Genomic DNA, 22,834 nt, shown 5'->3' with positions numbered 1-22,834 from the left:
GGTCGGTGATGCTGCCATGAGCCTGCATGGTCTCACGGCACTGGTGACGGGTTCGAGCGCCGGCGTCGGCCGAGGCATTGCCCTGGCTCTCGCCGCGAACGGAGCGCACGTCATCGTCGCCAGTCGGTCCGAGGCGGGGTCTGCCGTCGCCGATGAAATCACCGCGCGGGGGCACGGTGCGACATGGGCACGCTGCGATGTGACCGACCCTGAAGCGGTTGCCGGCGCAATCGATCTGGCCCTAGCGACCACCGGGCGGCTCGATGCCGTGATCCACAACGCCACGAGCAACGCGTCGAGCCGGCCGCACCAACTGGCCGATGTCGATCGTGCGGTGTGGGTGGACCACTACGCGGTGTCGCTCCGTGGAGCCCATCACTGCGCGGTTTCCGCCTTCCCCGCTTTGCAGCAGCGGGGCGGAACATTCCTCGTCATGACCTCACCTGCCGGCGTCGAAGGCAGTGCGACGCTGCCCCTCTACGCAACGATGAAGGGGGCTTTACGCGGCTTCGCCAAGGGCCTCGCGCGGGAGTGGGCCCCTTACGGCATCACGGTCAATGTGGTTTCACCGCTGGCGTATTCACCCGCGATGACCGCAGCGATCAAGGCCGATCCAGCAATGGAGGAAAGGCTGGCCCGCCGAATACCGCTGGGGCGCATCGGAGACCCCGAACGCGATATCGGCTCGGCCGTCACCTGTCTCGTCGGACCCGCCGCTCGCTACATCACCGGGCAGACCCTCGGCGTCGATGGCGGCCATTTCATGAACCTCTGAGCCGGTTCGCCGCAGATACAACCGTTCGCTATGATCGAGAATCGATATTCTCACACATGCTGGAGGTGCTGGTGAGCGACGACAAAGCGTTCGAGGTGTGGGACGCCGACAACCACATGTACGAGACCATCGACGCCTACACGCGGTATCTGCCGGAGAAATACGCCGAGGCGCTGAAGTTCATCGACGTCAACGGCCGCAAGAAGCTGCAGATCCTCGGCGTCGTCACCGAGTGCATTCCGAACCCGACCTACGAAGTGATTCCCACCCCGGGCGCGTGGGCCGACTACTACCGCGGGATCAACCCGGAGGGCAAGACGCTGCGGGAACTCGCCGACCCGATCCGCTGCCCCGACGAATTTCGGCATCCCGACCTGCGCCTGGCGTTGATGGACCGCCAGGGTGTCGACGGCGCAGTGATGTTCCCAACCACCGCGGGCATGCTCGAGGAACGGACGAGATCCGACACCGAGCTCACCCACGCGGTCACCCACGCGTTCAACCGCTGGCTGCTCGACGACTGGACGTTCAACTATCAGAACCGCATCTTCGCAGTCCCGGCGATCTCGCTCAACGATTCCGCGAAGGGCGTCCAAGAGCTCGAGTGGTGCCTGGACAACGGCGCTAGGACGGTGCTGATCCGGCCGGCGCCAGTGCCGCGGGAAGACGGCACTTCGCGCTCGCCCGCACTGCCCGAGTTCGACGACTTCTGGCGGCTGGTCGAGTCGTCGGGAATCTCGGTCCAAATGCACAACTCCGACGCCGGTTACGACCGCTATCTCTCCGACTGGGAGGGCGGCGAAGAGTTCCAAGGGTTCCAGCTGACGAAGTTCCGCGGCTTTATCTACGAGGAGAGCCGCCACATCTTCGACACACTCGCGGCGTTCATCGCACACGGCGTGTTCGAGCGGTTCCCCGGACTGCGTATCGGCGTCGTCGAGAACGGTGGCTCGTGGGCTCCGCGCCTGATGGATGTGTTCGATCGGGTGTACCGCAAAAAGCCTCGGGAGTTCAACGAGCACCCTTGCGATGTCTTCCGCAGGCATGTGTGGGTCAACCCGTTTCACGAGGAGGACATGTCGCACCTTGTCGAGATTCTTGGTGCGAATCGGGTGATGTTCGGATCGGACTACCCGCATCCCGAGGGACTGGCCCACCCCGCGGACTTCGTCAAGGAACTCGCAGACCTCCCTGCGGTCACCACCGCACGGGTGATGGGTGGCAACCTCAAGGAGCTGATCGGCTTCTAGCCGAGGTCGACGAAGCGCAACGGTCACCGGCTCCCAAACCAGGCCCGTAATTCGGTCTTGAGCACCTTGCCGGTGAGGTTACGCGGCAGGGCATCAACGATTTCGAGCCGTTCGGGCGTCTTGTGCTTGCTCAGCCCTCGCGCTTGACAGTGTTCGAAGATCGACGAGAGCGTCACCGCCGCGCCTGGCCGCGCGACGACGACGACGGCGCACACGCGCTCGCCGGTCCGCTCATCGGGCACGCCGATGACCGCGACGTCGGCCACCGCCGGGTGGCTCGCCAGCACTCCCTCGACTTCGAGCGCGGAGATGTTCTCCGCATTGCGGATGATCGCATCCTTGATGCGGCCGGTGACCACGACGTTGCCGTCGTCGTCGACGCGGCCCAGATCTCCTGTGCGAAACCATCCTTCGGCGTCGAACGCGTGGGCATCCAGAGACGCATCGACGTAGCCGAGGAAGCATTGCGGCCCCTTGAGCCGCAACTCCCCTTCCGCTCCATGCGGGACCTGCTGGTCCGCTTCGTCGACGACCCGGATCGTCACGCCCGGCACCGGTTTGCCAACGGTGTGATCCAGCAGGTCCGCAGGGCCGTTCGGCGCCTGAGAGGTGGCGACCGGAAATTCGGTCAGGCCCCACGCGTTCGCCACACCGTCCACGGAAAATACCTGCCGCACTTGGCGTCCCAGCTCGGGGGTGATCGGAGCGCCGCCACCGACGCAGCCACGCAGCTCCGGGTAGAGCGGTTGGTCACCACGCTTCGCCTGTGCCGCCATGAAGGCGACGAAGAAGGGCGTCGCGCTGCCCAGCAGAGTCGGGCGGTGCGCCGCGATGGCAAAGGGCGTCTCATCCGGGTCGAAGGCGTCGAACAGCACCAACTTCATGCCGGTAAGCAGGCCGGCGGCGAGCATGGCAGCGCCCCCGATGTGCGAAACCGGGAATGCGATCGGGTTGACGTCGCTACTGGAGGCCCCGACGATCCCGATGACCCCGGCTGAGCCGGCGATGACCGAGCGGTCGCAGTGGCGCGCACCCTTGGGTGCCGCCGTCGTACCCGACGAATAGTAGATCCACCGCGGGTCCTCGTCGCCACGTGGCGGCGGAGGTAGCGTCCCCGGATCACCCACAGGCAACCGAAGCGCGTCGGTGACGGGCGCGCCGTGGTCGATGACCACGACCGTCATCGCCCGCTCACCCGCGAGTTGACGCGCGAGCGCGGTATGGTCGAAGCCGCGCCACAATCCCGGAACGACGATGACCTCGGTCGCGAGTTGCGCTGTCACGAAACGCAGTTCGCTTTCCCGCCAAATCGGCAGTACCGGGTTCTGGACCGCGCCAAGGCGCGTCAACGCCGTCATGACGACCATCGTCTCCAGCGTGGTCGGCAGTTGCCACGACACCACGGTGCCCGCACCGATCCCCCGCTGCGCGAGCGCCGCTGCACAGGTCAGTGCGGAGTCCCGCAGCTGCGCGCAGGACAGGCTGCGCCCATAGTCATCCGCGAGGACCACCCGGTCGGGGTGCGCTCGCGCGGCGGTCTCGACCAGGGACCAGTACGTCTGCACGGCGGGTTGCGGGGTCACCGGCTCGGCAGGTGCAGTCGGCGCTTGGCAAGAATATTGCGCATCATCTCCGAGCTGCCGCCCGATATCGTGTAGGCGCGCGACCACAGCCAGCATTCACGCAACCGTTGTTTGGCGTTCTGTAATTCATGGTCCGCCACCCCGGCTACCGTCGCGGACGCGGCCAACTCCGCGCCGTAGGCCGCGACCCGGTGGTACGTCTCGGCAAAGCTCAACTTGGCAATCGACCCGTCACCCGCTTGTTCGTCACCTGATGTCAGCCGCTCCACGTGATCGTCGATGAATGCCTTGGCCACTTCGACCTCCACGGCCAACTCGGCGACCTCCTGGCGGACGTCGCCGCATTCCAACGCGGGCACGCCGTCGATATGTGCGTGCCGGGCCAGCACCACCAGATCGTCGATGAGCAGTTCCAGCAAGATGACGTTCCCGCCGATGCCGAATCGCTCAAAGTCCAGGCCCGCCATGATGATCGACCAGCCTTCGCCCGCCTCGCCGATCAGGCTGTCGGCACCAAGCCTGACCCCGGTGAGGAAGACCTCATTGACCTCGATCGCATCACCGATCGTGCGGATCGGACGAACCTCGACGCCGTCCGCCGAGAGCGGCACGGTGAACACCGACAGGCCGTGGTGGCGCGACGATGCCGGATCGGTGCGGATCAGGGCGAGGCCCATGTCGGCCCAGTGGCCGTCGGTGATCCAGGTCTTCTGCCCGTCGATCAGCCAAGTTCCATCAACTTGCTGCGCACCGCGGGTGCGCACTCCGGCGATGTCACTGCCGGCGTCGGGCTCGCTGAGCAACTGGCACCAGACATGTTCGCTGCGCCGGATCGGTGGCAGCAGCGTTCGTTTCTGTTCGTCAGATCCGAAGTGCAGGAGCACATGGGCGGCCAGGTTCACCTGGTCCACCGGGCGCGGCGCGCGGGCGCGCAGAATCTCCTCACTCACGATGCGGTCGTGCAGCGGGTGGTAATCGCCGCCACCGCCGTATTCGACCGGCCAGTCCGCGCCGACGAAGCCCGCTTCGAACAGCCCGGCGAACCAGGTGCGCAGCAGGGCTTCCTGTTCGGCGGTCTCAGGGGCTCGATGGCCTTCACGCGCCTCGATCGCCGGTGCGTGTTCGACGATGTGCGCCCTGACCCGATTCCTGAATTCGGTCAGCTGCGCCTCGGTGGGCCGGTTTCCGAAAACGCTCACCAGCCGCAGACCTCCGCCAGCAGCGCCCGACTCGACCGCGCCGTGCCCATCAGCTGACCGTTGGTGAAGACACGACGCAGTTCGTGGTGCAGCGGGTACTCCCAGGTGAATCCGATGCCGCCCGATAGTTGCATGCACTCGTCCACGGCGGCTGCGGCTTTCGCCGCGACGAAGGCGTGCGCCGCCGCCGCCGTCAGCACGGGCGCCCGCGCGTCGGCAGCGGCGATCGCACGCGCCGCCCTCAAGACGACGGCCCGTGCCTTGACCTCGAAAACCAACAGCTCGACGAGCCGGTGCTGAATCGCTTGGAAACTCGCGATCGGCGCCCCGAAGGCGACCCGCTCCCGCAGGTATGCCGTCAGCCGTTCAAGGGTCATCGACGTTGCACCCACGGAGTCGGCGGAAACGAGCAGCCGCGCCACGGCCATCAGCTCCTCGGCCCGCTCGGGTGGTCCGATCAAGGCGCTGGGCCCTTCCGTGAGATCGATACGCCATACCGTTCGGGTGACGTCGAGCAGATCACCGTCCAGTACCAACCGCGCAGGATCCAGGTCGCGCAGCAGATGAATTCCGTTGCGCCCCAAAAGAACTACGATGTCAATCCCATCGCCGCGAATGATCCGTGCGGAGTCGGCGAAGTCGGTGACGACGGCGACGCCCGCCGCCGTCGTGCCGGCAAGCAGGCCGGGCAGCAACTGTTCCCGTACTTCGTCGGGCGCCGAGGAGAGCGCCGCGGCGGCCATCGTGGTTCCGAACCACGCCGACCTGTCGTTCGCTCGTCCGAGTTCCTCGGCGACGACACACGTTTCGACCGGACGCCGTCCCGCACCGCCCATCACCTCATCGACGAGCAGTCCGGTCCAGTCCATCGCCGCGAGGTCCTTGACGGATGCCTTCTCGCCGCGTTCGGCCAGAAACTGCCGCGCCGACGCCCTCAGCAGGTCGAGGTCGACGGCGGCTGAGTCCTGGTCTGCCATGCCGCTGCTAACTCCGGGTGAGCAGCTGGTCGGCATTGTCGCGCATGATTCGCCTCTTGGCGGCGTCGTCGAGCGGGTCGAGCAGCTTGGCGAATTCGGCCGGCACGGCCAGGCCTTCGGCGTGCGGGTAGTCCGAGCCCATTACCAAGCAGTCGTCGTATCCCAAGCCCGCGACGATCGCCGGGATGTCATCCTCGGGGTACGGCACGACGCGGACATGGCGACGGAAAATTGCCGACGGCCGCTCCGTCAGCTTCCCACCGATCCAGGGACCGTTGCGTCCCATGCCACGGCTCTTGTCCATATGTTTGACGAAGAACGGCACCCATTCCGCCCCGTGCTCGGCGACAAGGGCGTTCAGGCCCGGGAAGCGACCGAAGACGTTGTCGAAGATGAGCGCGGACAACGTCTCCTCGATGGGTCGCTGGCCGTAGGCGTTCATCCACTGCCACGCCGACATGTGCCAAGAAGCGGGGTCGGAGTTCTGTCCCCAGGCGGGCGAGATCGCAGTGAAGTACCAGAACGGCATGATGTGGAACACCAGGATGCAGCCGGCCTCCTGCAAGCGTGCGTAAATGGGGTCGAAGTACGGGTCCCCGGGTGATCGACCGTAGGCCGGCCCAGTTGGCAGCAGCACGAATTTTGCACCCTGCGCGATGATCGCCTCCGTCTCGGCGATCGCAGAATCCAAGTCGCGCAACGACATCAGCGCCGTCGCAAAGATCTTATCCTGGTAGTTAAAACCCCACTCTTCGTCAAACCATCGGTTGAATGAGCGAAGGTTGGCATACAGTGCCGCCGTGTCATCGACGTAGTGTTCGGCGGCCAGGGCCATACCGCTCGGATAGATGACCATACGCTCGATGTTCTGGTCCGCCATGACGGCGAGACGTGCGGCACGCTCGATGAACTCCGGTTGCATGGGTTGCGGCTCGTAGGACTCCTCAGGGTTGCCCGATCCCATTTGCCTGAGCATCTCCTTGAGCGAGCCCGGCCGGTAAGCGACATCGAGCCCCAGTCCGCCTTCGCTGTTGAACGTGGCGACCCGACGTCCCGCAAGGATCACCTCGACGCCGTCCGCCCCGCGCACGGTGGTGATCGCCCGGTCCAGAAACTCCTCCGGCAGATAACGGGTGAACGCATCCCTCGTCTCGTAGCAGTGGGTGTCGCAGTCAAAGATGCCGTAGTCGAGTTTCGTCGTCACCGCTTCGCTCCTTCAGGCGAGAATGATTATTCTCTATTTTCACAAAACATACTATCCTGATCCGGCAAGGGCTATCCCGGGCGGGATAACCGGGCGCCCGGAGTCAGCGGCGCCGGCGTCCGCCGCGACCGCACAAGGAAGACATGAACCCATCAAAATCGGTGACCGGCAACACGATCGGATGGGCACCGATGGGCCTCCGGATTGCCTTGCTGGGCAATATGCTTCCCGCAGCGGCCGTGATGCGCTTCGGCCCGACGTCCGCGACGGCAAGCGTCAGGCTCGTCGCCGACCGGCGCGAGACGGAGGACGTCCTCGTACCGGCATTGGAGGCCGCGCGTGCCGGCAACTGAGGTCGACAACCTTCGCAGCGTCGTCCGCGACTACCTGACCGCCACGTCGCCCAGCGAGACCGTGCGCAAGCTGATGGCGACGGACGCCGGGTACGACGAGGCGTCGTGGCACCGGATGGCCGGCGAGTTGGGCCTGCACGGCATCGCCGTGCCCGAGCAGTGGGGTGGGGCCGGCGCCGGTGTGGCCGAACTCGCGGTGGTCTTCGAGGAAATGGGACGCGCGCTGTTGTGTTCCCCGTTTTTCGCCACCGTGGGGCTGGCGACACAGGCCGTTCTGGCCAGCGACGACGACGCGGCGGTGGAGCAGTTCATTCCCGGGTTCGTCGACGGCTCTAGCACCGCGACGCTGATCCTCAACGGCCAACTCCGCGCGTGGGATCCCCGTGACGTGACGTTGAGGGCTGACCGCGACAGCGCCGGTTATCGGATCCACGGTGCGGCACCGCTCGTGATCGACGGTCACACCGCGGATGTCGTCCTGGCGGCGGCTAGTACGACCGCGGGCATCTCGTTGTTCGCGGTACGCGCCGGGTCACGGGGACTTCGTCGCACGCCGTTGGCCGGACTCGACCGCACCCGCAAAATGGCTCGGGTGCAGTTCGACGGCGCACCAGCAGACCTGATCGGAGCGGACGGCGGTGCCGCGAGTTTCCTTGCGCGCACATCGGACCTCGCCCTCATCGCGCTAACCGCCGAACAGGTCGGCGCAGCGCAACGCTGCCTCGACATGGCCGTCGACTACGCCAAGAATCGAATTCAGTTCGGTCGGCCCATCGGCAGCTTCCAAGCGGTCAAGCATCGGTGCGCAGACATGTTGGTTCAGGTGGAGGGTGCGCGCTCGGCCGCGTCGCATGCGGCGGACGTGGCCGGCACCGATGACCTCCCGACCGCCGCGTCGATCGCGAAAATGGTGTGTTCGGAGGCTCTCCTGCAGGTTGCACTCGACAACATGCGCATCCACGGCGGCATCGGCTTCACCTGGGAACACGACGCCCACTTGTTCGTCCGACGCGCCAAGGCCACCCAGTTGATCTTCGGCGACCCCGACTACCACGCCCAGCGTCTGGCCACGCTCGTCTCCGAAGTGAAAGGACCCTTGTGACCGTCTCCTTCTCCCTCGAACTGCCCACCCAGCGTGTGGAGGCAGTCGATGAGTTCGTAACCGCCGAAGCCATCACCGACATCGCACGCGTGGCCGAGGCGAGCGGGTTCGCGGCAGTCCACGTCACCGACCACCCCGCTCCCGACGGGAAGTGGCTCGACCACGGGGGCCACCACGCCCTCGACCCGTTCGTCGCGTTGGCGTTCGCCGCCGCCGCGACCACCGACGTCAAGCTGCTGACCAATGTCTATATCGCCGCCTACCGCAACCCGTTTCTCGGCGCCAAATCGATTCAAAGCCTGGCGACGCTGTCGAAAGGGCGGCTCATCCTCGGGACCGCCGCGGGTTACCTCAAGCCCGAATTCAAAGCCCTCGGAATAGATTTCGACACCCGCGGCGCTCTGCTCGACGAGGCGCTCGACGTGCTGGACAAGGTGCTCACGGGTGAGGACATCGCCTACGAAGGAACATCCTTCGCAGCGCGTGGCGTTCGACTGCGCCCGCTGCCGGCTACGCCCCCACCGGTGTGGGTCGGAGGCAACAGCAAGTCAGCCGTTCGCCGGGCGGTATCGCGCGCCCAGGGATGGGCGCCGTTCAATACGTTCGGTTACGCCGCGGCGTCACGCACCGCGGAGATTTCGACGATCGATGAGTTGCAGCTGGCCATCGACTGGGCCAAACAGTACGCGGCCGAAATTGGCCGCACCGCACCGCTGGACATCTGCTTTTCGGCGGGAAACCTGCTGGACGACACCAGATCAAACGACGAACGTCACACGACCATCGACAGGCTCGCTGCGGCCGGGGTCACCTGGCTCACCATCGCGCCGCCGGGTGCGGACAGGGCTGAACTCATCGACCGTTCGCGCGCCTTCGCCAGGGAATTCATCACGGGGTGACGTGCCGTCAGGCCATCAGGCTGTTGGCGGCGAATGCATCAACGCCGATCCGGCGATGGGCAAACAGCCACCGGCCGTTCACGGGGACGAGCACATCGCGGTAGCGTCCCCAGTGGTCGGGCCCGATGTCAGTGTGAACGGCAAAATAGCTGCTGACCTCGGCCCTGTCGCGGGACACCGATGCGAACCTGATGCTCGAGACGTGGTGGCGGACGTGAGTCGGCGCCTGCCGTGTCGGCTGCCCCGATTGCAGAGGTCGCGTCATCGCCGCGGCGAGGCCGGCCTCGATTTGCGTGGGCCCCGTCAACGGCTCGGCACCGCCGGTGAATTCCAACACGCCCTCGTCGCAGAAGCATCCCGCCAGCGCGTGGAGATCGAATCGATCGGTAGCGGCGGTGTAGTCGGCCAACGTCTGCCGCACCGACTCCCGTACTTCAAGCTCCCAAACATCCATGGGACCTCCTCGTGGAAATTGAGTTCCAGCACACGATAACGTCTATTCTCATGCCACAACCCAGCCTTCATGCCCTGCTCGATCCCGCCACCACCGCGCTCGTGACCCAGGAGTGCCAGGGCGGGGTGATAGGGCCACAGGCGGGCCTCCCATTGCTCGCCGAGGAAGCGCGCCGCGATGCCATTCCCAACATCGCCAAGCTGCTCGACGCCGCCAGGCCGGCCGGGGTCACGGTCGTGCATTGTCTGGTCCAACGGCGCGCCGACGGTCGGGGGTCCAACACGAACGCCCGGCTGTTCGCGGCGGGCAAGTCCTTTGAGGTCGACCTCACGCCGGGTAGCGCGGGCGCCTCGGTGCTGCCCGAGTTCGGCCCGCACGATACCGACCTCATCCTCACCCGCACCCACGGTGTCGGCCCGATGTGCGGTACCGATCTCGACTCCGTGCTTCGCAACCTGGGTATCAAGACGATTGTGGGGGTGGGGGTTTCGGTCAACGTCGCGATCACGAATTTCGTCATGGACGCCGTCAATCGCGGCTATCAGTTCGTCTTGCCGCGGGACGCGGTGAGCGGGTACCCGCGGGAGTACGCCGATTCGCTCGTCGACAACACGCTGTCCCTGCTCGCCACGGTGACCTCATCGAGCTCGGTGGTCGACGCCTGGAATGCATTGGGCTGAGCGTCGGGGCTACCCCGACCTGGATGTTGCGAAGCGATGATGATAACGTCATTCTCATATAGCGTAAATGATGATATTCGCTGCTCCAGGAGGAAAGTTCAATGTCTTCCCGTTCATTGCCGTACCCGGTTTTCGATATCGACAACCACATGTACGAGACGACGGACGCGCTCACGAAATACCTGCCGAAGGAGCACCGCGGAAAGGTCGGTTACGTCGAGGTCAATGGCCGGCCCAAGCTCGTCGTCAAGGACCACATCAGCCATATGATCCCCAACCCGACCTTCGCGCGCGTCGCCAAGCCGGGTAGCGCCGAGGATTACTTCCTGGGCAACAATCCCGAAGGGCTCAACTTTCGCGAATTCATCGGCGAGGCAATGGATGTCATTCCCGCATATCAGGCGCCCGGTCCCCGACTGGAGCTGATGAACGAGCTCGGCATCGACCAATGTGTGATGTACCCGACCTTGGCCAGCCTCATCGAAGAACGCACCACCGACGACGTCATCCTCACGCACGCGATCATTCACGCGCTCAACGAGTGGATGCACGAGCACTGGACGTTCAACTACCAGGACCGGATCTTCGCGACCCCCGTCATCTGCCTGCCGCTGGTGGACGAAGCCATCAGGGAATTCCACTGGGGCCTTGAGCGCGGCATGAAGACGTTCCTGGTGCGGCCCGCACCCGTGCCCAGCCGGTTCGGCGGTTCGCGCTCGATGGGCCTACCCGAGTTCGACCCGTTCTGGGAGGAGGTCGTGAAGGCCGACATGCCGGTCACCATGCACGCCTCGGACAGCGGCTACCAAAAGCACCTCATGGAGTGGGAGGGCGGCGACGAGTACCTGTCCTTCAAACCGAGTGCGCTGCGCGAGGTCGTAATGGGCCACCGCGCCATCGAGGACACCCTGGCCGCGATGATCTGCCACGGCGCGCTGTCGCGCTTTCCCGATCTGAAGATCTTCTGCGTCGAGAACGGCAGCGGTTGGGTGCGAAATCTGCTTGAACAGCTCAACACCGCGTACAAGATCATGCCCAAAGAGTTCGACGAGCATCCGGTCGAGGTGTTCAAGCGCAATATCTACATCCACCCGTTCCTCGAAGACGACCTCCAGGGAATCATCGACATCATGGGTGAGGACCACGTGATGTTCGGCTCAGATTTCCCGCATCCCGAGGGCATCGGTGACCCACTGAGCTTTGTCGACCGACTGGACGGCGTCTCGGAGACCGCCAAGGTGAAGATCATGGGCGGCAACGCTATTGAGCAGTTGGGGCTCAAGGTCCCGGCATGACCCAGGCGCCCAAATCTCCGAAGGAATACGACGGAATCGCCGACTTCGAGACTCACGTCGGCGAGCACCTCGGTTTCAGCGACTGGCACCGGGTCACTCAGAAGGAAATCAATTTGTTCGCCGAGGCGACCGGTGACCATCAATGGATCCACGTCGATCCTCAGAAGGCGGCCGCCGGCCCCTACGGCAAGACCATCGCGCACGGCTATCTGACGTTGTCGCTGGTACCCATTCTCGTGCAACAGATTTACCGAGTGACCGGGCTGGCGATGCAGGTGAACTACGGCTCAGACAAGCTAAGGTTCCCCGCGCCGGTCCCGGTGGACTCCCGCATCAGGGCGGGGGCCGAACTGCTGAAGGTGGAGCGCAGCGACAAAGGGGGTCGGGCCACCGTGCGTGTCACCGTCGAAGTCGAAGGCAACGACCGGCCGGCGTGCGTCGTCGACACGATCGCCGCGATGGTCGACGCCTGATTCAACGGCGAAGGTGGTGGCTTTGCGAACGGCGGAGTTCGCCGACTAACCGTTCAGCACGCGGTGCCCGATGATTCGTTGTTCGCAGAGCGCGGCAATCTCCTGATCGGAAAGGCCAAGCGCCCCAAGCACCTCGGCGTTGTGCTGTCCCAGCGTCGGGGCCGCGGTCCGGTGCTGGTGTGCGGGTCCCGGCGAGATGCGAAACGGCCAGCCCGGAAACCGATGTCGGCCGGTGATCGGATGGTCCAGATCCTGGTAGAAGCCGCGTGCGTCGAGCTGCTCGACGTCATACATCTGATCGGCGGTGAGCAGCCGCTCGGCGGGCACGCCATGGCGGCCCAGCGTCGCCACGATCTCGTCGGCGGGTCGCCCGCGTGTCCAATCCGTCAGTAGCCCGTCGAATTCGTCGTGGTTTTCCCGGCGCGCTTTCGCAGTGGCAAACCTCGGGTCGTCACGCAGGTCAGGACGGTCAGTCGCGTCCAGTATCGCAAGCCAGTCAGCGTCATCGCGCACCGAGAGCGCGACCCACTCGTCGACGTTGCTGGTCGCGTAGACACCCTGGGCGTATTCGCGGTGGCGGTTTCCCTCACGTGCCCGCACCGAGCCCGTCAACGAGTATTCGATGACGGGTTCGGCGGTCACCGCCGCACCAACCTCGATTTGCGCGGCTTCGATCAGCTGCCCCTCGCCGGTGGACCGCCGGTGCTCGAGGGCGGCCAGCAGCGCGACGCATGCGTGGACGCCGGCAATGGGGTCGGCGGGTCCCTGCAGGTTGCACGGTGGGCCGTCCGCGTAACCGGTCGCGGCCGACATGCCCGATACCTGTTCGATGTTCAGCGCCCAGCCCACGTAGTCGCGCCACGGCCCCTCCAGCCCGAATCCGGGCATCCGCACCATGATCACGCCCGGATTGACGCGCGCGATCGAGTCGTAGTCCAGGCCGAAGTGCTCGACCACGCGTGGCGAAAAGTTCTCCACCACCACATCGGCTTCCGCGGCCAGCCGCAGCGCCAGCTCACGACCGACGGCAGAGGTGAGATCCAGCGTGATGTCGCGCTTGTTGAGATTGGTTCCCTGCCACAGCGGCCCACGCTCGTACCAGTCGTCGCCTTCACGCAGAAGTGAGCCCGAGTAGCGATGTCCGTCGGGGCGCTGAATGGATTCGACCTTGATCACGTCGGCACCGAACGCACCGAGGTAGCACGTCAGATACGCGCCCGCCCAGAAAGTGCTCAGGTCGAACACCTTCAACCCGGCGAACGGCAGAGAGACGTCGACGACGTCGTCGCCCTTCGAGCGGGGGGCATCGCGCTCACTCCAGGTGACCCGCGCATCCGCTCGGATGATCGGAGCAGGCAATGCCGGCGGGACGGGGGTCTTCGAAAGCCGGAACGGCGCCCCCGGTCTGGTGAATCGCCATGCTTCAGGAGCCGACGCGACGAAATATCCTCGTTCCGCATACTGCGGACACTCCAGGATGGTGTCACCTTCGGTGATCGGCGCCGCGGGTATTCGCATGGCCTGGCTCAATTCGACCAGGTCGGCAACGGACATCGATTCGAGGAAGGGCTGGGCCTTGGCGAAGAACTCGTCGCGCTCGGGGCCACCGAGCATGATCGCGAGCTGATCGTCGCCGAACTCGGGCAGGCCGACCATTGCGCACACGTCCAGCCAGTGCTGGCCTGTCAGGCAGTTGATTCCGATCCACCCGTCGGCGGCGTGCACAATACCCAGCATCGGCGCGGCTTTGGAATTCGTCGGCAGGCCAAGGCTTTTCAGGCGCGCAGCCATCAGCATGGGATAGGGCAGCGTCGATAACAGCGACTCGAACATCGAGACGTCCACCTCGACCGGCCGGTTCGCTTCGGCCGTGGCGATTCGCAGTGCCGTCAGCGCGCCGAGAGCCGCATATCCGCCCGCGATGTACTCCGGGATCCGGGCACCGGCCTGCACCGGCGCTCGGCCGGGCTCACGCACATTGATCCAACCCGCCGCCGCCTGCAGGGTCAGCGGTGTCGTGGCCCGGTCGCGCAGTGGCCCTTGCTGACCGAAGCTCGAGACTCGCACCACGACAAGGTTCGGGTTGATCCGGGCAAGCGTGTCCGCGTCCAAGCCCCACGCTCGGCGCTCAGGGGCGCCCGCCGGCAGGTCCTCGACAAGAACATCCGCCTGAGAGATCATGTCGTGCGCCGCGGCGATGTCGCCTTCCTGCGCGAAATCGAGCCTGACACCACGCTTTCCGGCGTTCAAGTACTCAAACAACCCGCTTCGCTCCGGATCAGGACGCCCCGAAGGAAACGGACCCCAGCGACGCAGCGGGTCGCCCGACGGGGGCTCGATCTTGCAGACGTCGGCGCCGAGATCCACCAGAAGCTTCGTGCAATAGGGGCCAGCGATCTCGGAGGCCAGCTCGATGACACGCAGGCCCGCCAGCGATCCGGTCACGCAGGCACCCCGATCGCTTTGGGTTCCATGTAGGCCCGCAGCCCCATCACACCGCCCTCCCGGCCGATTCCGCTCTGCTTGAAGCCCCCAAACGGTGCGTCTCCGGGAATCGTGCCGTTGATCGATACCTGCCCGGTCCTGATCCGGCGGGCGATGGCCACCGCACGATCGACGTCGGTCCCCCACACCGCACCACCGAGCCCGTAGGACGAATTGTTGGCGATGGCCACCGCATCGTCGTCGTCGCGGTACCGCAACACGGTCAGCACGGGGCCGAACACCTCCTCCTGCGCGATGTACGAATCGGCGGATGCATCGGTGAGTATCGTTGGCTCGAAGTAGAAACCGCTGCTCAGATCCTTTGGACGGGCGCCTCCGGCCGCCACGGTTGCGCCGTCGGCTTCGGCGCGTTTGACGAATCCCTCGACACGGTCCAGGTGCTCGCGGCTGATCAACGGTCCCATGGTGACTTCCGGATCGACGGGATCGCCGATCACGACCGCGCGGGACAGCTCGGCAAGCCGGTCCACCACCTCGTCGTGGAGCGCATCGGGAAGTAGCAACCTGCTGTTGAGAATGCAGGCTTGACCGGCATGCATCGTGCATCCCTCGAACAGCAGCCGCTCCAACAGTTCGTCGCTGATGTCGACGTCGGGCAGCAGGATGGTCGCCGACTTGCCTCCGCACTCCAGCAGAACGCGCTTCATCGTGGTCGCGGCGCCCGCCATCACATCGCGCCCGACTGCAGAGCTGCCGGTGAAGCTCACCATGTCGACCCTGGGGTCCAGGGTCAGGCTTCTGCTGGCCTCGACGCCGGTCGGCGTCACCACGTTGACGACGCCGGCCGGAATGTCCGTGTCTTCGTCGATGATCCGCGCGAGGGCGAGCCCCGCCAGCGGTGTCAGCGGCGAAGGCTTCAGTACCAGCGTATTTCCCGCCGCGAGCGCTGCGCCCAGCTTCATGACGTTGAGGGTGTGCGGGAAGTTCCACGGCGTCATGGCCGCCACCACACCGAGCGGTTCGTAGCGCAACAGCGTCGTGCCCGCGGCACCCCACGCGTCCATCGGCGCCTCGGCGGGCTCCGTGGCGAGCTCGGCGGCATGACCGACCATGAACGCCGGGCCGTCGACGTGAATCAGCCGCTCGTTTGCCGAACAGCCCCATTCGGCCTGCGCGAGGGCATAGATCTCCTCACCCCGGGTCATCAACGCGTCGCTGAGCTGTTGCAGGCATCGGGCCCGTTCGGCGGGCTCGGCCGCGGGCCATGGGCCCGTGTCGAACGCCGACCTCGCTGCCGCGACCGCCTGCTGGACCTGGGCCACGCTCGCGTCGGGCGCGGTTTCGAGCACGGTCTCGGTGGCGGGGTTGACGACGTCGTAGCGCCCACTGTCCGGGTCGATCCATTGGCCGCCGATGTAGTGCCCGTAAGCGTCGAGCAGCGAACGCGACCCAGCCATCCTGCCTGCCTTCCTGACTGCATGCTCATCGAGCGGCGCGGGCTACGCCCTCAAGAACTTACATACTCAACCTGTGTGTACACGCCGACCGCAACGCCGTCAACGACTAATTGACAATACTTTTAGCCAAATATGCCGTGATTGACAGATGATCTCGCCGTGCTGTAGACAGCTTCGAGAACGGACATTCTTGATTAATATGTCTGACGAGCTCTCCGTGTTGCCAAGGAAGGCCTGCTGTGCCCACTACGACTGTTCCCTTGCACTCACCGGACTTCTACGCCGGCGATCCCTACCCGATCTACCGGGAACTTCGCAACACAACGCCGGTCGTGTGGAACGACGTGACGAACTTCTGGGCGTTATTGAAGTACGAGGACGTCCGCTACGTTTCGGGCCACCCGCTGATCTTCTCGTCGACGAAAGGCATCACGATCCCGGATCCCACCCAGCCTGAACCCGTTCAGGAGGGAAACCTGATCTTCACCGATCCCCCCCGTCACCGTCAGCTTCGCAAGCTCATCAACTCCGGCTTCAGCCGCCGCCAGGTGCAGTTGCTCGAGCCCAAAGTGCGCCAGATCGTGAAGGGGATCGTGGACAGTGTCGACCCGTCGCGGGAGTACGAATTCGCGGAGGAGATCGCCGCACCGCTTCCCACGCGGATGATCGCCGAGATGCTGGGTGCCCCGCCCGAAGACTGGGAGCAGTTCCGCGCATGGTCGGACGCGGCGGTTGGCACTGCAGACCCAGACATCGAACTGGACTCGATCGTCGCGCTCGGCGAGCTGTACGAATACTTCACCAAGCTCATCGCCGCGCGGCGCTCCGGTGAGGTCAGCGGGCAGGACGACCTGTTGAGCATCCTGGCCGCGGCGGAGGTCGACGGCGAGCGACTCACCGACGCGGATCTGCTCAACTTCTCCTTCTTGCTGTTGGTAGCCGGCAACGAAACGACCCGCAACCTCATCGCATTGGGCACCTTGGCCCTGATCGACCACCCCGACCAGTTCGCGCTGCTGCGATCGAACCCGTCGCTGCTCCCCAGCGCGGTCGAGGAGATGCTGCGCTACACCAGCCCGGTCACCCACATGGCCCGCCGCGCCACCGAGGACGTCGAGATCCGCGGCCAGCAGATCAAGGCCGGCGACACCGTGGTGATGCTCTACGGCGCCGCCAACCGCGACGAAGAGATCTTCGGGCCCACCTGCGAAGAGTTCGATATCACCCGTAATCCCAATCCGCACATCGCCTTCGGGGCCGGTGAGCACGCTTGCCTCGGTGCGCAGCTCGCCCGGCTGGAAGCCAGGGTGATGTTTGAGGTGCTGCTGGGTACGTTTCCGACGATCGAGCTCACCGGTGACGTGTCACGGCTTCGCGCCACCATGGTGCCCGGTGTCAAACGCATGCCGGTTCGACTGGGAGCTTCTCACTGATGGACTTCGACTACACGCCAGAACAGGAGCAGCTCCGAAAGGATTACCGGTCCCGCCTCGAGGCGGTGATGACCCCAGAGCGCCGCGCCGCCGTTGCCAACCTCACCGAGGGCGGCGCCGCGATGACCGAATGCCGGCGCGCTCTCGGCGATGCCGGGCTGCTCGGGGTCGCCTGGCCAGTCGAATACGGCGGCGGTGGGCTGACCGCGCTGGAACAGTACATTTTCTCGGAGGAAGCGCGCAGGGTCAACGCCCCGTTGCCGTTCGTCACTCTCAACACGGTGGGCCCCACGCTCATTCAGTACGGCACCGACGAGCAGAAGGCCAAGTTTCTCCCCGCAATCCTCAAGGGCACCGTTGATTTCGCGATCGGCTACTCGGAGCCGGGCGCCGGTAGCGACCTCGCGTCGTTGCGTACCACCGCGGTACGCGACGGCGACGAATTCGTCATCAACGGTTCGAAGATGTTCACCAGCGGCGCGGAGTTCGCCGACTACATCTGGCTGGCGGCGCGCACCGATCCAACTGTCAAGAAACACAAGGGAATCACCCTGCTCATCGTCCCGACCGACTCACCCGGATTCTCCTGGAAGCCGCTGCACACCATGCCGGGGGTCTCCACGTACTACACGTTCTACGATGACGTCCGGGTACCCGAGAGCGCCATCGTGCTCGGCGAAAACCAGGGTTGGACGCTCGTGACGAACCAGCTCAACCTGGAACGCGCCGCCCTCGGCAATCTCGGTGCCCTAGAGCCGTTGTTCACCAAGACGCTGAAATGGGCATCGACGACACCGCTCGACGGCGGCACGGTCATCGACCAGCCCTGGGTGCAGCAGGCCCTGGCCCGGGTGGAAGCGCAAGTCGCCGCCTACCGGTTGCTGAACCTGCGCGTGAACGCGACGATGAGCTCCGGTGCGCTCGGGATGGGCGAGGCTTCCGCGGCAAAGGTATTCGGCACCGAGCTCACCCAACAGGTCGCCCGCGAACTGCTTGAGGTGGTGGGACAGGCCGGTGTGCGCAAGGGCTCGGCGGCACCGCTCAAGGGCGAGCTGGAGAGCGCATACCGCCTGGCGGTCATCAACACATTCGGCGGCGGAGCCAACGAACTTCAACGCGACATCATCGCCATGGCCGGTCTCGGGATGCCGCGCGCTCCCCGGGACATGCGGGCCGCATCGGAGAAAGGAAGCTCCAAGCCGTGACCGAGATAACGAAAGACGACCTGCGCGAGCGCCTCGATGCGCTCATCGGGACGCCCACCGACGGAGTCGGCAGGCCCTCCCGCGCCCCCGATCCGGTGAATGCCGCGATGATCCGGCACTGGGCCTACGCGTTGGACGACATGAATCCCGCCTACCTCGATGCCGAGTTCGCGGAGAACTCCCGCTACGGCGCCCTGGTTTCCCCGCCGGTGATGCTCCAGAGCTGGACGATGCCTCCACCCAAGCTCACCGGCATCCATGAACGCGGCGGCGTGCCGATCGAAATCAAGAAGAACCCGCTGCAATTCCTCTCCGACGCGGGCTACACCGGCATCATCGCGACGAACTCTGAGTTCGAAATCGAACGCTATCCCCGCGTCGGTGACGAGATCACCGCTGAGACCGCCTTCGACTCGATATCCGACGAGAAGACGACGGCGATGGGCAAAGGATTCTTCGTCACGTGGGTGACCACCTACCGCGATCAGAACGGCGAAGTCATCGGCCGCCAATGGTTCCGCACGCTGCGATTCAAGACAGGAAGCTGATGGCCACCAGACTTGCCCCATCGATCAGCCCGGACACCGAATTCTTCTGGTCGGGCCTCAAGGACCACAAGCTGCTCATCCAGCGATGCACCGACTGCAAGACGTTGCGCGTGCCGCCCCGTCCGATGTGCGGAAACTGCCAGTCACTCAGCTGGGACTCCATCGAATCATCCGGGTGCGGAACGGTTTACAGCTTCGTGATGCCACAGTACCCGCCGCTGCCCTTCCTTGAGTACCCGTATGTGGTGGCACTGATCGAGCTCGACGAAGGTGTGCGCATCGTGTCGAACCTGTGCGGCATCGAGCCCGCGGCCATCGAGGTCGGTCTGCCCGTCGAGGTCTTCTACGAGAAATTCGAAGCAATCCCGAGCGGGGACGATCTGGTGCTGCACCAATTCCGGCCCGCACGCTGACACACGAGGCATCAAGCGAACATGGACTTTTCCTTCACCGAAGAACAAGAGACCGTCGGCAAGGTCGCCCGGCAGCTCTTCGACCACCGCGCCACCGCCGAACATCTCACCGACCTGGAATCGGCCGAAATTCGCCACGACCCGGCGCTGTGGCGTGAGCTGGCGTCGTCGGACTTGCTGGGCATCGCGCTACCCGAATCCGTCGGCGGCAGCGGTGGCAGCTTCCTCGACCTCGGCGTGCTACTCGCCGAGGTCGGTTGGGGCGTCGCACCGGTCCCCGTCTATGCGACCTTGGTGCTGGGCGCGGATACGATTGCGCGGCACGGTGACTCGGCCATACAGCAGCGGTACCTCCCGAAAGTGGTGGACGGAAGCACCATCCTGACCGCCGCACTCGCCGAACCGGGAAATTCCGATCCGACCGCGCCACGCACCACCGCGCGGGCTGACGGCGACGCCTGGACCCTGATCGGCGCCAAGGAGCTCGTGCCCGCGGCGCAGCTTGCCGACGCCGTAGTGGTTTCGGCACAGGCCGACGATGGCCCGGGCTTGTTCGTCGTCGAGACGGCGACCGACGGCGTCATCGTCTCACCGGCGAGCACCACCAACGGTGAACCCCATGCCGACATCGAGCTCGCCGGCGCTACCGGACGCCGGCTCAATGGGACCGGTAGTGCGGACGCCGTCGGCTCGCTGTACACCAGGGCGCTCGTCGGCTTATGCGCCATGCAGGTCGGCGTGACCGAACGCGCACTGAAGATCGCCGCCTCCTACACCAGCCAACGCGAGCAGTTCGGCAGGCCGATCGGCTCATTCCAGGCCGTGCAGCAGCGGCTGGCCGACGCGTTCATCGACGTCGAGGCGATTCGGTGGACCACCTGGCACGCGGCGTGGCTGATCGCGGAGGGCCGACCCGCGGTCCGCGAAGCCGCGATCGCCAAATTCTGGGCGGCCGAAGCCGGAGCGCGGGTCGTCGCTTCGGCCCAACAGGTCCACGGCGGCATGGGCATCGACGTCACCTACCCGCTACACCGATATTTCCTGTGGGCCAAGCAGATCGAGCTCACTCTCGGCTCGTCCCCCCAACAACTCGCCCGCCTCGGTGCCGCATACCCGAAAGGAAGCAAATGACCTCCACCGTCGACCGCACCACCACGCTCGCCTGGAATTCCATCAACGTGGGCGACGAAGTCACCCCGATGGACGTTCCGGTGACCACCACGCTGATCGTCGCCGGTGCCATCGCATCCCGCGACTATATGCCGGTCCACCACGACCGCGACTTTGCGAATTCCCAAGGATCCAAGGACATCTTCCTGAATATCCTGACCACCAACGGGCTGTGCGTGAAGTTCCTTCACGACTGGGCGGGCCCCGAGGCGATGGTCAAGAAATTATCCATTCGTCTCGGCGTTCCGGCATACCCGAATGACCCGATGCGTTTCACGGGATCCGTCACGGACAAATCGTCGGCCGACGGCGAAGGATTCATCGAAGTCACCTTCAAGGGCACCAACAGCCTCGGCGACCACGTCTCCGGAACCGCGGTGCTCAGCCTCCTCGAAGGTGTGGATGCATGAGCGACGGCTCGGGCGGTATTGGCGGCAAGGCCGCGCTCGTCGGGATCGGCCAAACCGAGTTCTCCAAGGAATCGGGCCGCAGTGAGATGCAGCTCGCCTGCGAGGCGGTCAAAGCCGCGATCGACGACGCCGGCCTTCGGCCCGCCGACATCGACGGCATGGTCACCTTCAGCGTCGACGACAACGAGGAGATCGAGGTCGCCCGCAATGTCGGGATCCGGGACCTGAGCTTCTTCACCAGGGTCCCGCACGGCGGTGGGGCGGCCGCGGGAACGGTGATGCAGGCGGCGATGGCGGTCGCGACGGGCGTGGCCGAGGCGGTGGTGTGCTACCGCGCGTTCAACGAGCGCTCCGGATTTCGGTTCGGCGGCGCCGGTCGTCAGGCGGGCGTGACGCCGTTGTGGATGGCCCCCTATGCGCCGTTCGGCTTCATGACGCCGGCCGCCTGGGTCGCGTTGCACGCTCAGCGCTACATGACCACATACGGCGTCACAAATGCCGATTTCGGCAAGATCTCCGTCATCGACCGCAAACATGCCGCGAAGAACCCCGACGCCTGGTTCTACGAGAAGCCGATAACCATTGAGCAGCACCAACAATCGCGGTGGATCATCGAGCCGGTGCTGAGGTTGCTCGACTGCTGTCAGGAAAGCGACGGCGGCGTCGCCATGGTGGTGACGAGCGTCGAACGAGCGCGAGACCTGGCCAAGCCGCCCGCCGTCATCACGGCCGCCGCGCAGGGCGCCGCCTACGACGGCGAGGTGATGACCAGCTACTACCGCGAGGAGATCACGGGCCTGCCCGAGATGGGTGTCGTCGGCGACAAGCTGTGGCGGGATTCCGGCCTCAAACCGCAAGACATTTCGACGGCGTTCCTCTACGACCACTTCACACCCTTCGTCTTCACGCAACTTGAAGAACTGGGGTTCTGCGGTCGCGGGGAAGCCAAAGATTTCGTCTCGATCGACGAGTTGTCGCTGGGCGGCCGCATGCCGATCAATACCAACGGCGGACTGCTCGGCGAGGCCTACATCCACGGCATGAACGGCATCACCGAAGGTGTCCGCCAGGTGCGCGGTACGTCCCACAATCAGGTGGACAACGTCGAGCACGTACTCGTCACATCGGGAACGGGCGTTCCGACAAGCGGTCTGATCCTCGCGCCCGATTGCTGAGCACCGAAAGCGACGGGCCCGATGACGCACGCGACGGCGGTCGACACACGTGAGGTGCTCATCTCGGCCGCCTTCGCGTGCTTCCGAACGCAAGGGTTGCGCAAGACGACGATCGTCGACATCGCACGCGCCGCAGCAGTGTCCAGGAGCACCTTCTACGAGTACTTCCGGGACAAGGAGACGATCGTCGAGTCCTGCGCGGAGGCGGCGTCTCAGGGTTTCTATCGCAGGCTGGCCAAGGCCATCGACCGCCACGGCGGTAGCACCTTGGAGGAAAAACTGGTCCGGGCAAGTGTTTTCGTCACTCAAGCCCGCCGGGTGGTGGAGCCCGAGT

At 65.2% G+C, this 22,834-nt stretch carries 23 protein-coding genes; 16 read left to right on the top strand and 7 right to left on the bottom strand.

Going from position 1 to position 22,834, the window contains the following annotated elements:
• Positions 1 to 16: 16 nt before the first annotated feature.
• A complete protein-coding gene (locus tag Q0W90_RS13915; protein WP_297600397.1) occupies positions 17 to 775 on the top strand; it encodes an SDR family oxidoreductase in 759 nt (252 codons plus the stop codon).
• A 65-nt stretch (positions 776 to 840) separates the two neighbouring features.
• Entirely contained in the window at positions 841 to 2,025 is a 1,185-nt protein-coding gene (locus Q0W90_RS13910) for an amidohydrolase family protein (RefSeq protein ID WP_297600405.1), read from the top strand.
• A gap of 23 nt (positions 2,026 to 2,048) precedes the next feature.
• On the opposite strand, the gene Q0W90_RS13905 is transcribed toward Q0W90_RS13910, so the two are convergent.
• Genes Q0W90_RS13905 through Q0W90_RS13890 form a run of 4 tightly spaced genes read right to left on the bottom strand, consistent with a single transcriptional unit; the run spans position 2,049 to position 6,988 of the window.
• Positions 2,049 to 3,608 (bottom strand): AMP-binding protein, encoded by a 1,560-nt coding sequence (locus tag Q0W90_RS13905; RefSeq protein ID WP_297774901.1) that lies wholly within the window; start codon positions 3,606 to 3,608, stop codon positions 2,049 to 2,051.
• Positions 3,605 to 4,807: an acyl-CoA dehydrogenase family protein gene (locus Q0W90_RS13900; protein ID WP_297774900.1), complete on the bottom strand. Its 1,203-nt coding sequence runs from the start codon at positions 4,805 to 4,807 to the stop codon at positions 3,605 to 3,607. Before Q0W90_RS13900 ends, Q0W90_RS13905 begins: the two co-directional genes overlap by 4 nt.
• A complete protein-coding gene (locus tag Q0W90_RS13895; protein WP_297774899.1) occupies positions 4,804 to 5,784 on the bottom strand; it encodes an acyl-CoA dehydrogenase family protein in 981 nt (326 codons plus the stop codon). The genes Q0W90_RS13900 and Q0W90_RS13895 overlap by 4 nt, the downstream gene beginning before the upstream one ends.
• A gap of 7 nt (positions 5,785 to 5,791) precedes the next feature.
• A complete protein-coding gene (locus Q0W90_RS13890) occupies positions 5,792 to 6,988 on the bottom strand; it encodes an amidohydrolase family protein (RefSeq protein ID WP_297774898.1) in 1,197 nt (398 codons plus the stop codon).
• A 161-nt stretch (positions 6,989 to 7,149) separates the two neighbouring features.
• Between Q0W90_RS13890 and Q0W90_RS13885 the strand changes: the two genes are divergently transcribed.
• Genes Q0W90_RS13885 through Q0W90_RS13875 form a run of 3 tightly spaced genes read left to right on the top strand, consistent with a single transcriptional unit; the run spans position 7,150 to position 9,342 of the window.
• Positions 7,150 to 7,341 carry a hypothetical protein gene (locus tag Q0W90_RS13885; RefSeq protein ID WP_297599390.1) on the top strand — a complete coding sequence of 64 codons (192 nt, stop codon included), beginning with the start codon at positions 7,150 to 7,152 and terminating at the stop codon, positions 7,339 to 7,341.
• A complete protein-coding gene (locus tag Q0W90_RS13880; RefSeq protein ID WP_297700759.1) occupies positions 7,328 to 8,443 on the top strand; it encodes an acyl-CoA dehydrogenase family protein in 1,116 nt (371 codons plus the stop codon). The genes Q0W90_RS13885 and Q0W90_RS13880 overlap by 14 nt, the downstream gene beginning before the upstream one ends.
• Complete coding sequence (locus Q0W90_RS13875) at positions 8,440 to 9,342, top strand: TIGR03619 family F420-dependent LLM class oxidoreductase (RefSeq protein ID WP_297774897.1); 903 nt, start codon at positions 8,440 to 8,442, stop codon at positions 9,340 to 9,342. Before Q0W90_RS13880 ends, Q0W90_RS13875 begins: the two co-directional genes overlap by 4 nt.
• Before the next feature lie 7 nt (positions 9,343 to 9,349).
• Here the strand turns inward: Q0W90_RS13875 and Q0W90_RS13870 are convergent, their stop codons facing one another.
• A complete protein-coding gene (locus tag Q0W90_RS13870) occupies positions 9,350 to 9,796 on the bottom strand; it encodes a nuclear transport factor 2 family protein (protein WP_297599387.1) in 447 nt (148 codons plus the stop codon).
• A gap of 50 nt (positions 9,797 to 9,846) precedes the next feature.
• Here Q0W90_RS13870 and Q0W90_RS13865 point away from each other — a divergent pair, with 50 nt between their 5' ends.
• The 3 genes from Q0W90_RS13865 to Q0W90_RS13855 all read left to right on the top strand — a co-directional run bounded on the left by Q0W90_RS13865 (position 9,847) and on the right by Q0W90_RS13855 (position 12,244).
• Positions 9,847 to 10,476: a cysteine hydrolase gene (locus Q0W90_RS13865; RefSeq protein ID WP_297599386.1), complete on the top strand. Its 630-nt coding sequence runs from the start codon at positions 9,847 to 9,849 to the stop codon at positions 10,474 to 10,476.
• Positions 10,477 to 10,577: 101 nt separating this feature from the next.
• Positions 10,578 to 11,771, top strand: a complete 1,194-nt coding sequence (locus Q0W90_RS13860; RefSeq protein WP_297599385.1) for an amidohydrolase family protein — start codon at positions 10,578 to 10,580, stop codon at positions 11,769 to 11,771.
• On the top strand, positions 11,768 to 12,244 hold the full coding sequence (locus Q0W90_RS13855) for a MaoC family dehydratase (RefSeq protein ID WP_297599384.1): 477 nt from the start codon (positions 11,768 to 11,770) through the stop codon (positions 12,242 to 12,244). Before Q0W90_RS13860 ends, Q0W90_RS13855 begins: the two co-directional genes overlap by 4 nt.
• 45 nt (positions 12,245 to 12,289) lie before the next feature.
• Here the strand turns inward: Q0W90_RS13855 and Q0W90_RS13850 are convergent, their stop codons facing one another.
• Entirely contained in the window at positions 12,290 to 14,689 is a 2,400-nt protein-coding gene (locus tag Q0W90_RS13850) for a CoA transferase (protein ID WP_297599383.1), read from the bottom strand.
• Positions 14,686 to 16,146 carry an aldehyde dehydrogenase family protein gene (locus Q0W90_RS13845; RefSeq protein ID WP_297599382.1) on the bottom strand — a complete coding sequence of 487 codons (1,461 nt, stop codon included), beginning with the start codon at positions 16,144 to 16,146 and terminating at the stop codon, positions 14,686 to 14,688. The genes Q0W90_RS13850 and Q0W90_RS13845 overlap by 4 nt, the downstream gene beginning before the upstream one ends.
• A gap of 260 nt (positions 16,147 to 16,406) precedes the next feature.
• Here Q0W90_RS13845 and Q0W90_RS13840 point away from each other — a divergent pair, with 260 nt between their 5' ends.
• The 8 genes from Q0W90_RS13840 to Q0W90_RS13805 all read left to right on the top strand — a co-directional run.
• Positions 16,407 to 17,579: a cytochrome P450 gene (locus Q0W90_RS13840; RefSeq protein WP_297599394.1), complete on the top strand. Its 1,173-nt coding sequence runs from the start codon at positions 16,407 to 16,409 to the stop codon at positions 17,577 to 17,579.
• Positions 17,579 to 18,784 (top strand): acyl-CoA dehydrogenase family protein, encoded by a 1,206-nt coding sequence (locus Q0W90_RS13835; RefSeq protein WP_297774896.1) that lies wholly within the window; start codon positions 17,579 to 17,581, stop codon positions 18,782 to 18,784. Before Q0W90_RS13840 ends, Q0W90_RS13835 begins: the two co-directional genes overlap by 1 nt.
• A complete protein-coding gene (locus Q0W90_RS13830) occupies positions 18,781 to 19,332 on the top strand; it encodes a MaoC family dehydratase N-terminal domain-containing protein (RefSeq protein WP_297602270.1) in 552 nt (183 codons plus the stop codon). Before Q0W90_RS13835 ends, Q0W90_RS13830 begins: the two co-directional genes overlap by 4 nt.
• Positions 19,332 to 19,745 carry a Zn-ribbon domain-containing OB-fold protein gene (locus tag Q0W90_RS13825; protein ID WP_297602268.1) on the top strand — a complete coding sequence of 138 codons (414 nt, stop codon included), beginning with the start codon at positions 19,332 to 19,334 and terminating at the stop codon, positions 19,743 to 19,745. The genes Q0W90_RS13830 and Q0W90_RS13825 overlap by 1 nt, the downstream gene beginning before the upstream one ends.
• A gap of 21 nt (positions 19,746 to 19,766) precedes the next feature.
• A complete protein-coding gene (locus Q0W90_RS13820) occupies positions 19,767 to 20,876 on the top strand; it encodes an acyl-CoA dehydrogenase family protein (protein WP_297602266.1) in 1,110 nt (369 codons plus the stop codon).
• Positions 20,873 to 21,325, top strand: a complete 453-nt coding sequence (locus tag Q0W90_RS13815; RefSeq protein ID WP_297700968.1) for a MaoC family dehydratase — start codon at positions 20,873 to 20,875, stop codon at positions 21,323 to 21,325. The genes Q0W90_RS13820 and Q0W90_RS13815 overlap by 4 nt, the downstream gene beginning before the upstream one ends.
• Complete coding sequence (locus tag Q0W90_RS13810; RefSeq protein WP_297774895.1) at positions 21,322 to 22,500, top strand: lipid-transfer protein; 1,179 nt, start codon at positions 21,322 to 21,324, stop codon at positions 22,498 to 22,500. The genes Q0W90_RS13815 and Q0W90_RS13810 overlap by 4 nt, the downstream gene beginning before the upstream one ends.
• A gap of 21 nt (positions 22,501 to 22,521) precedes the next feature.
• The coding region (locus Q0W90_RS13805) for a TetR/AcrR family transcriptional regulator (RefSeq protein WP_297774894.1) at positions 22,522 to 22,834 on the top strand (313 nt) is incomplete at its 3' end.

The organism is Mycobacterium sp. (genome assembly GCF_025933915.1).
In the GTDB taxonomy this organism is placed as follows: domain Bacteria; phylum Actinomycetota; class Actinomycetes; order Mycobacteriales; family Mycobacteriaceae; genus Mycobacterium.
This window is presented reverse-complemented; position numbering and strand designations above follow the sequence as displayed.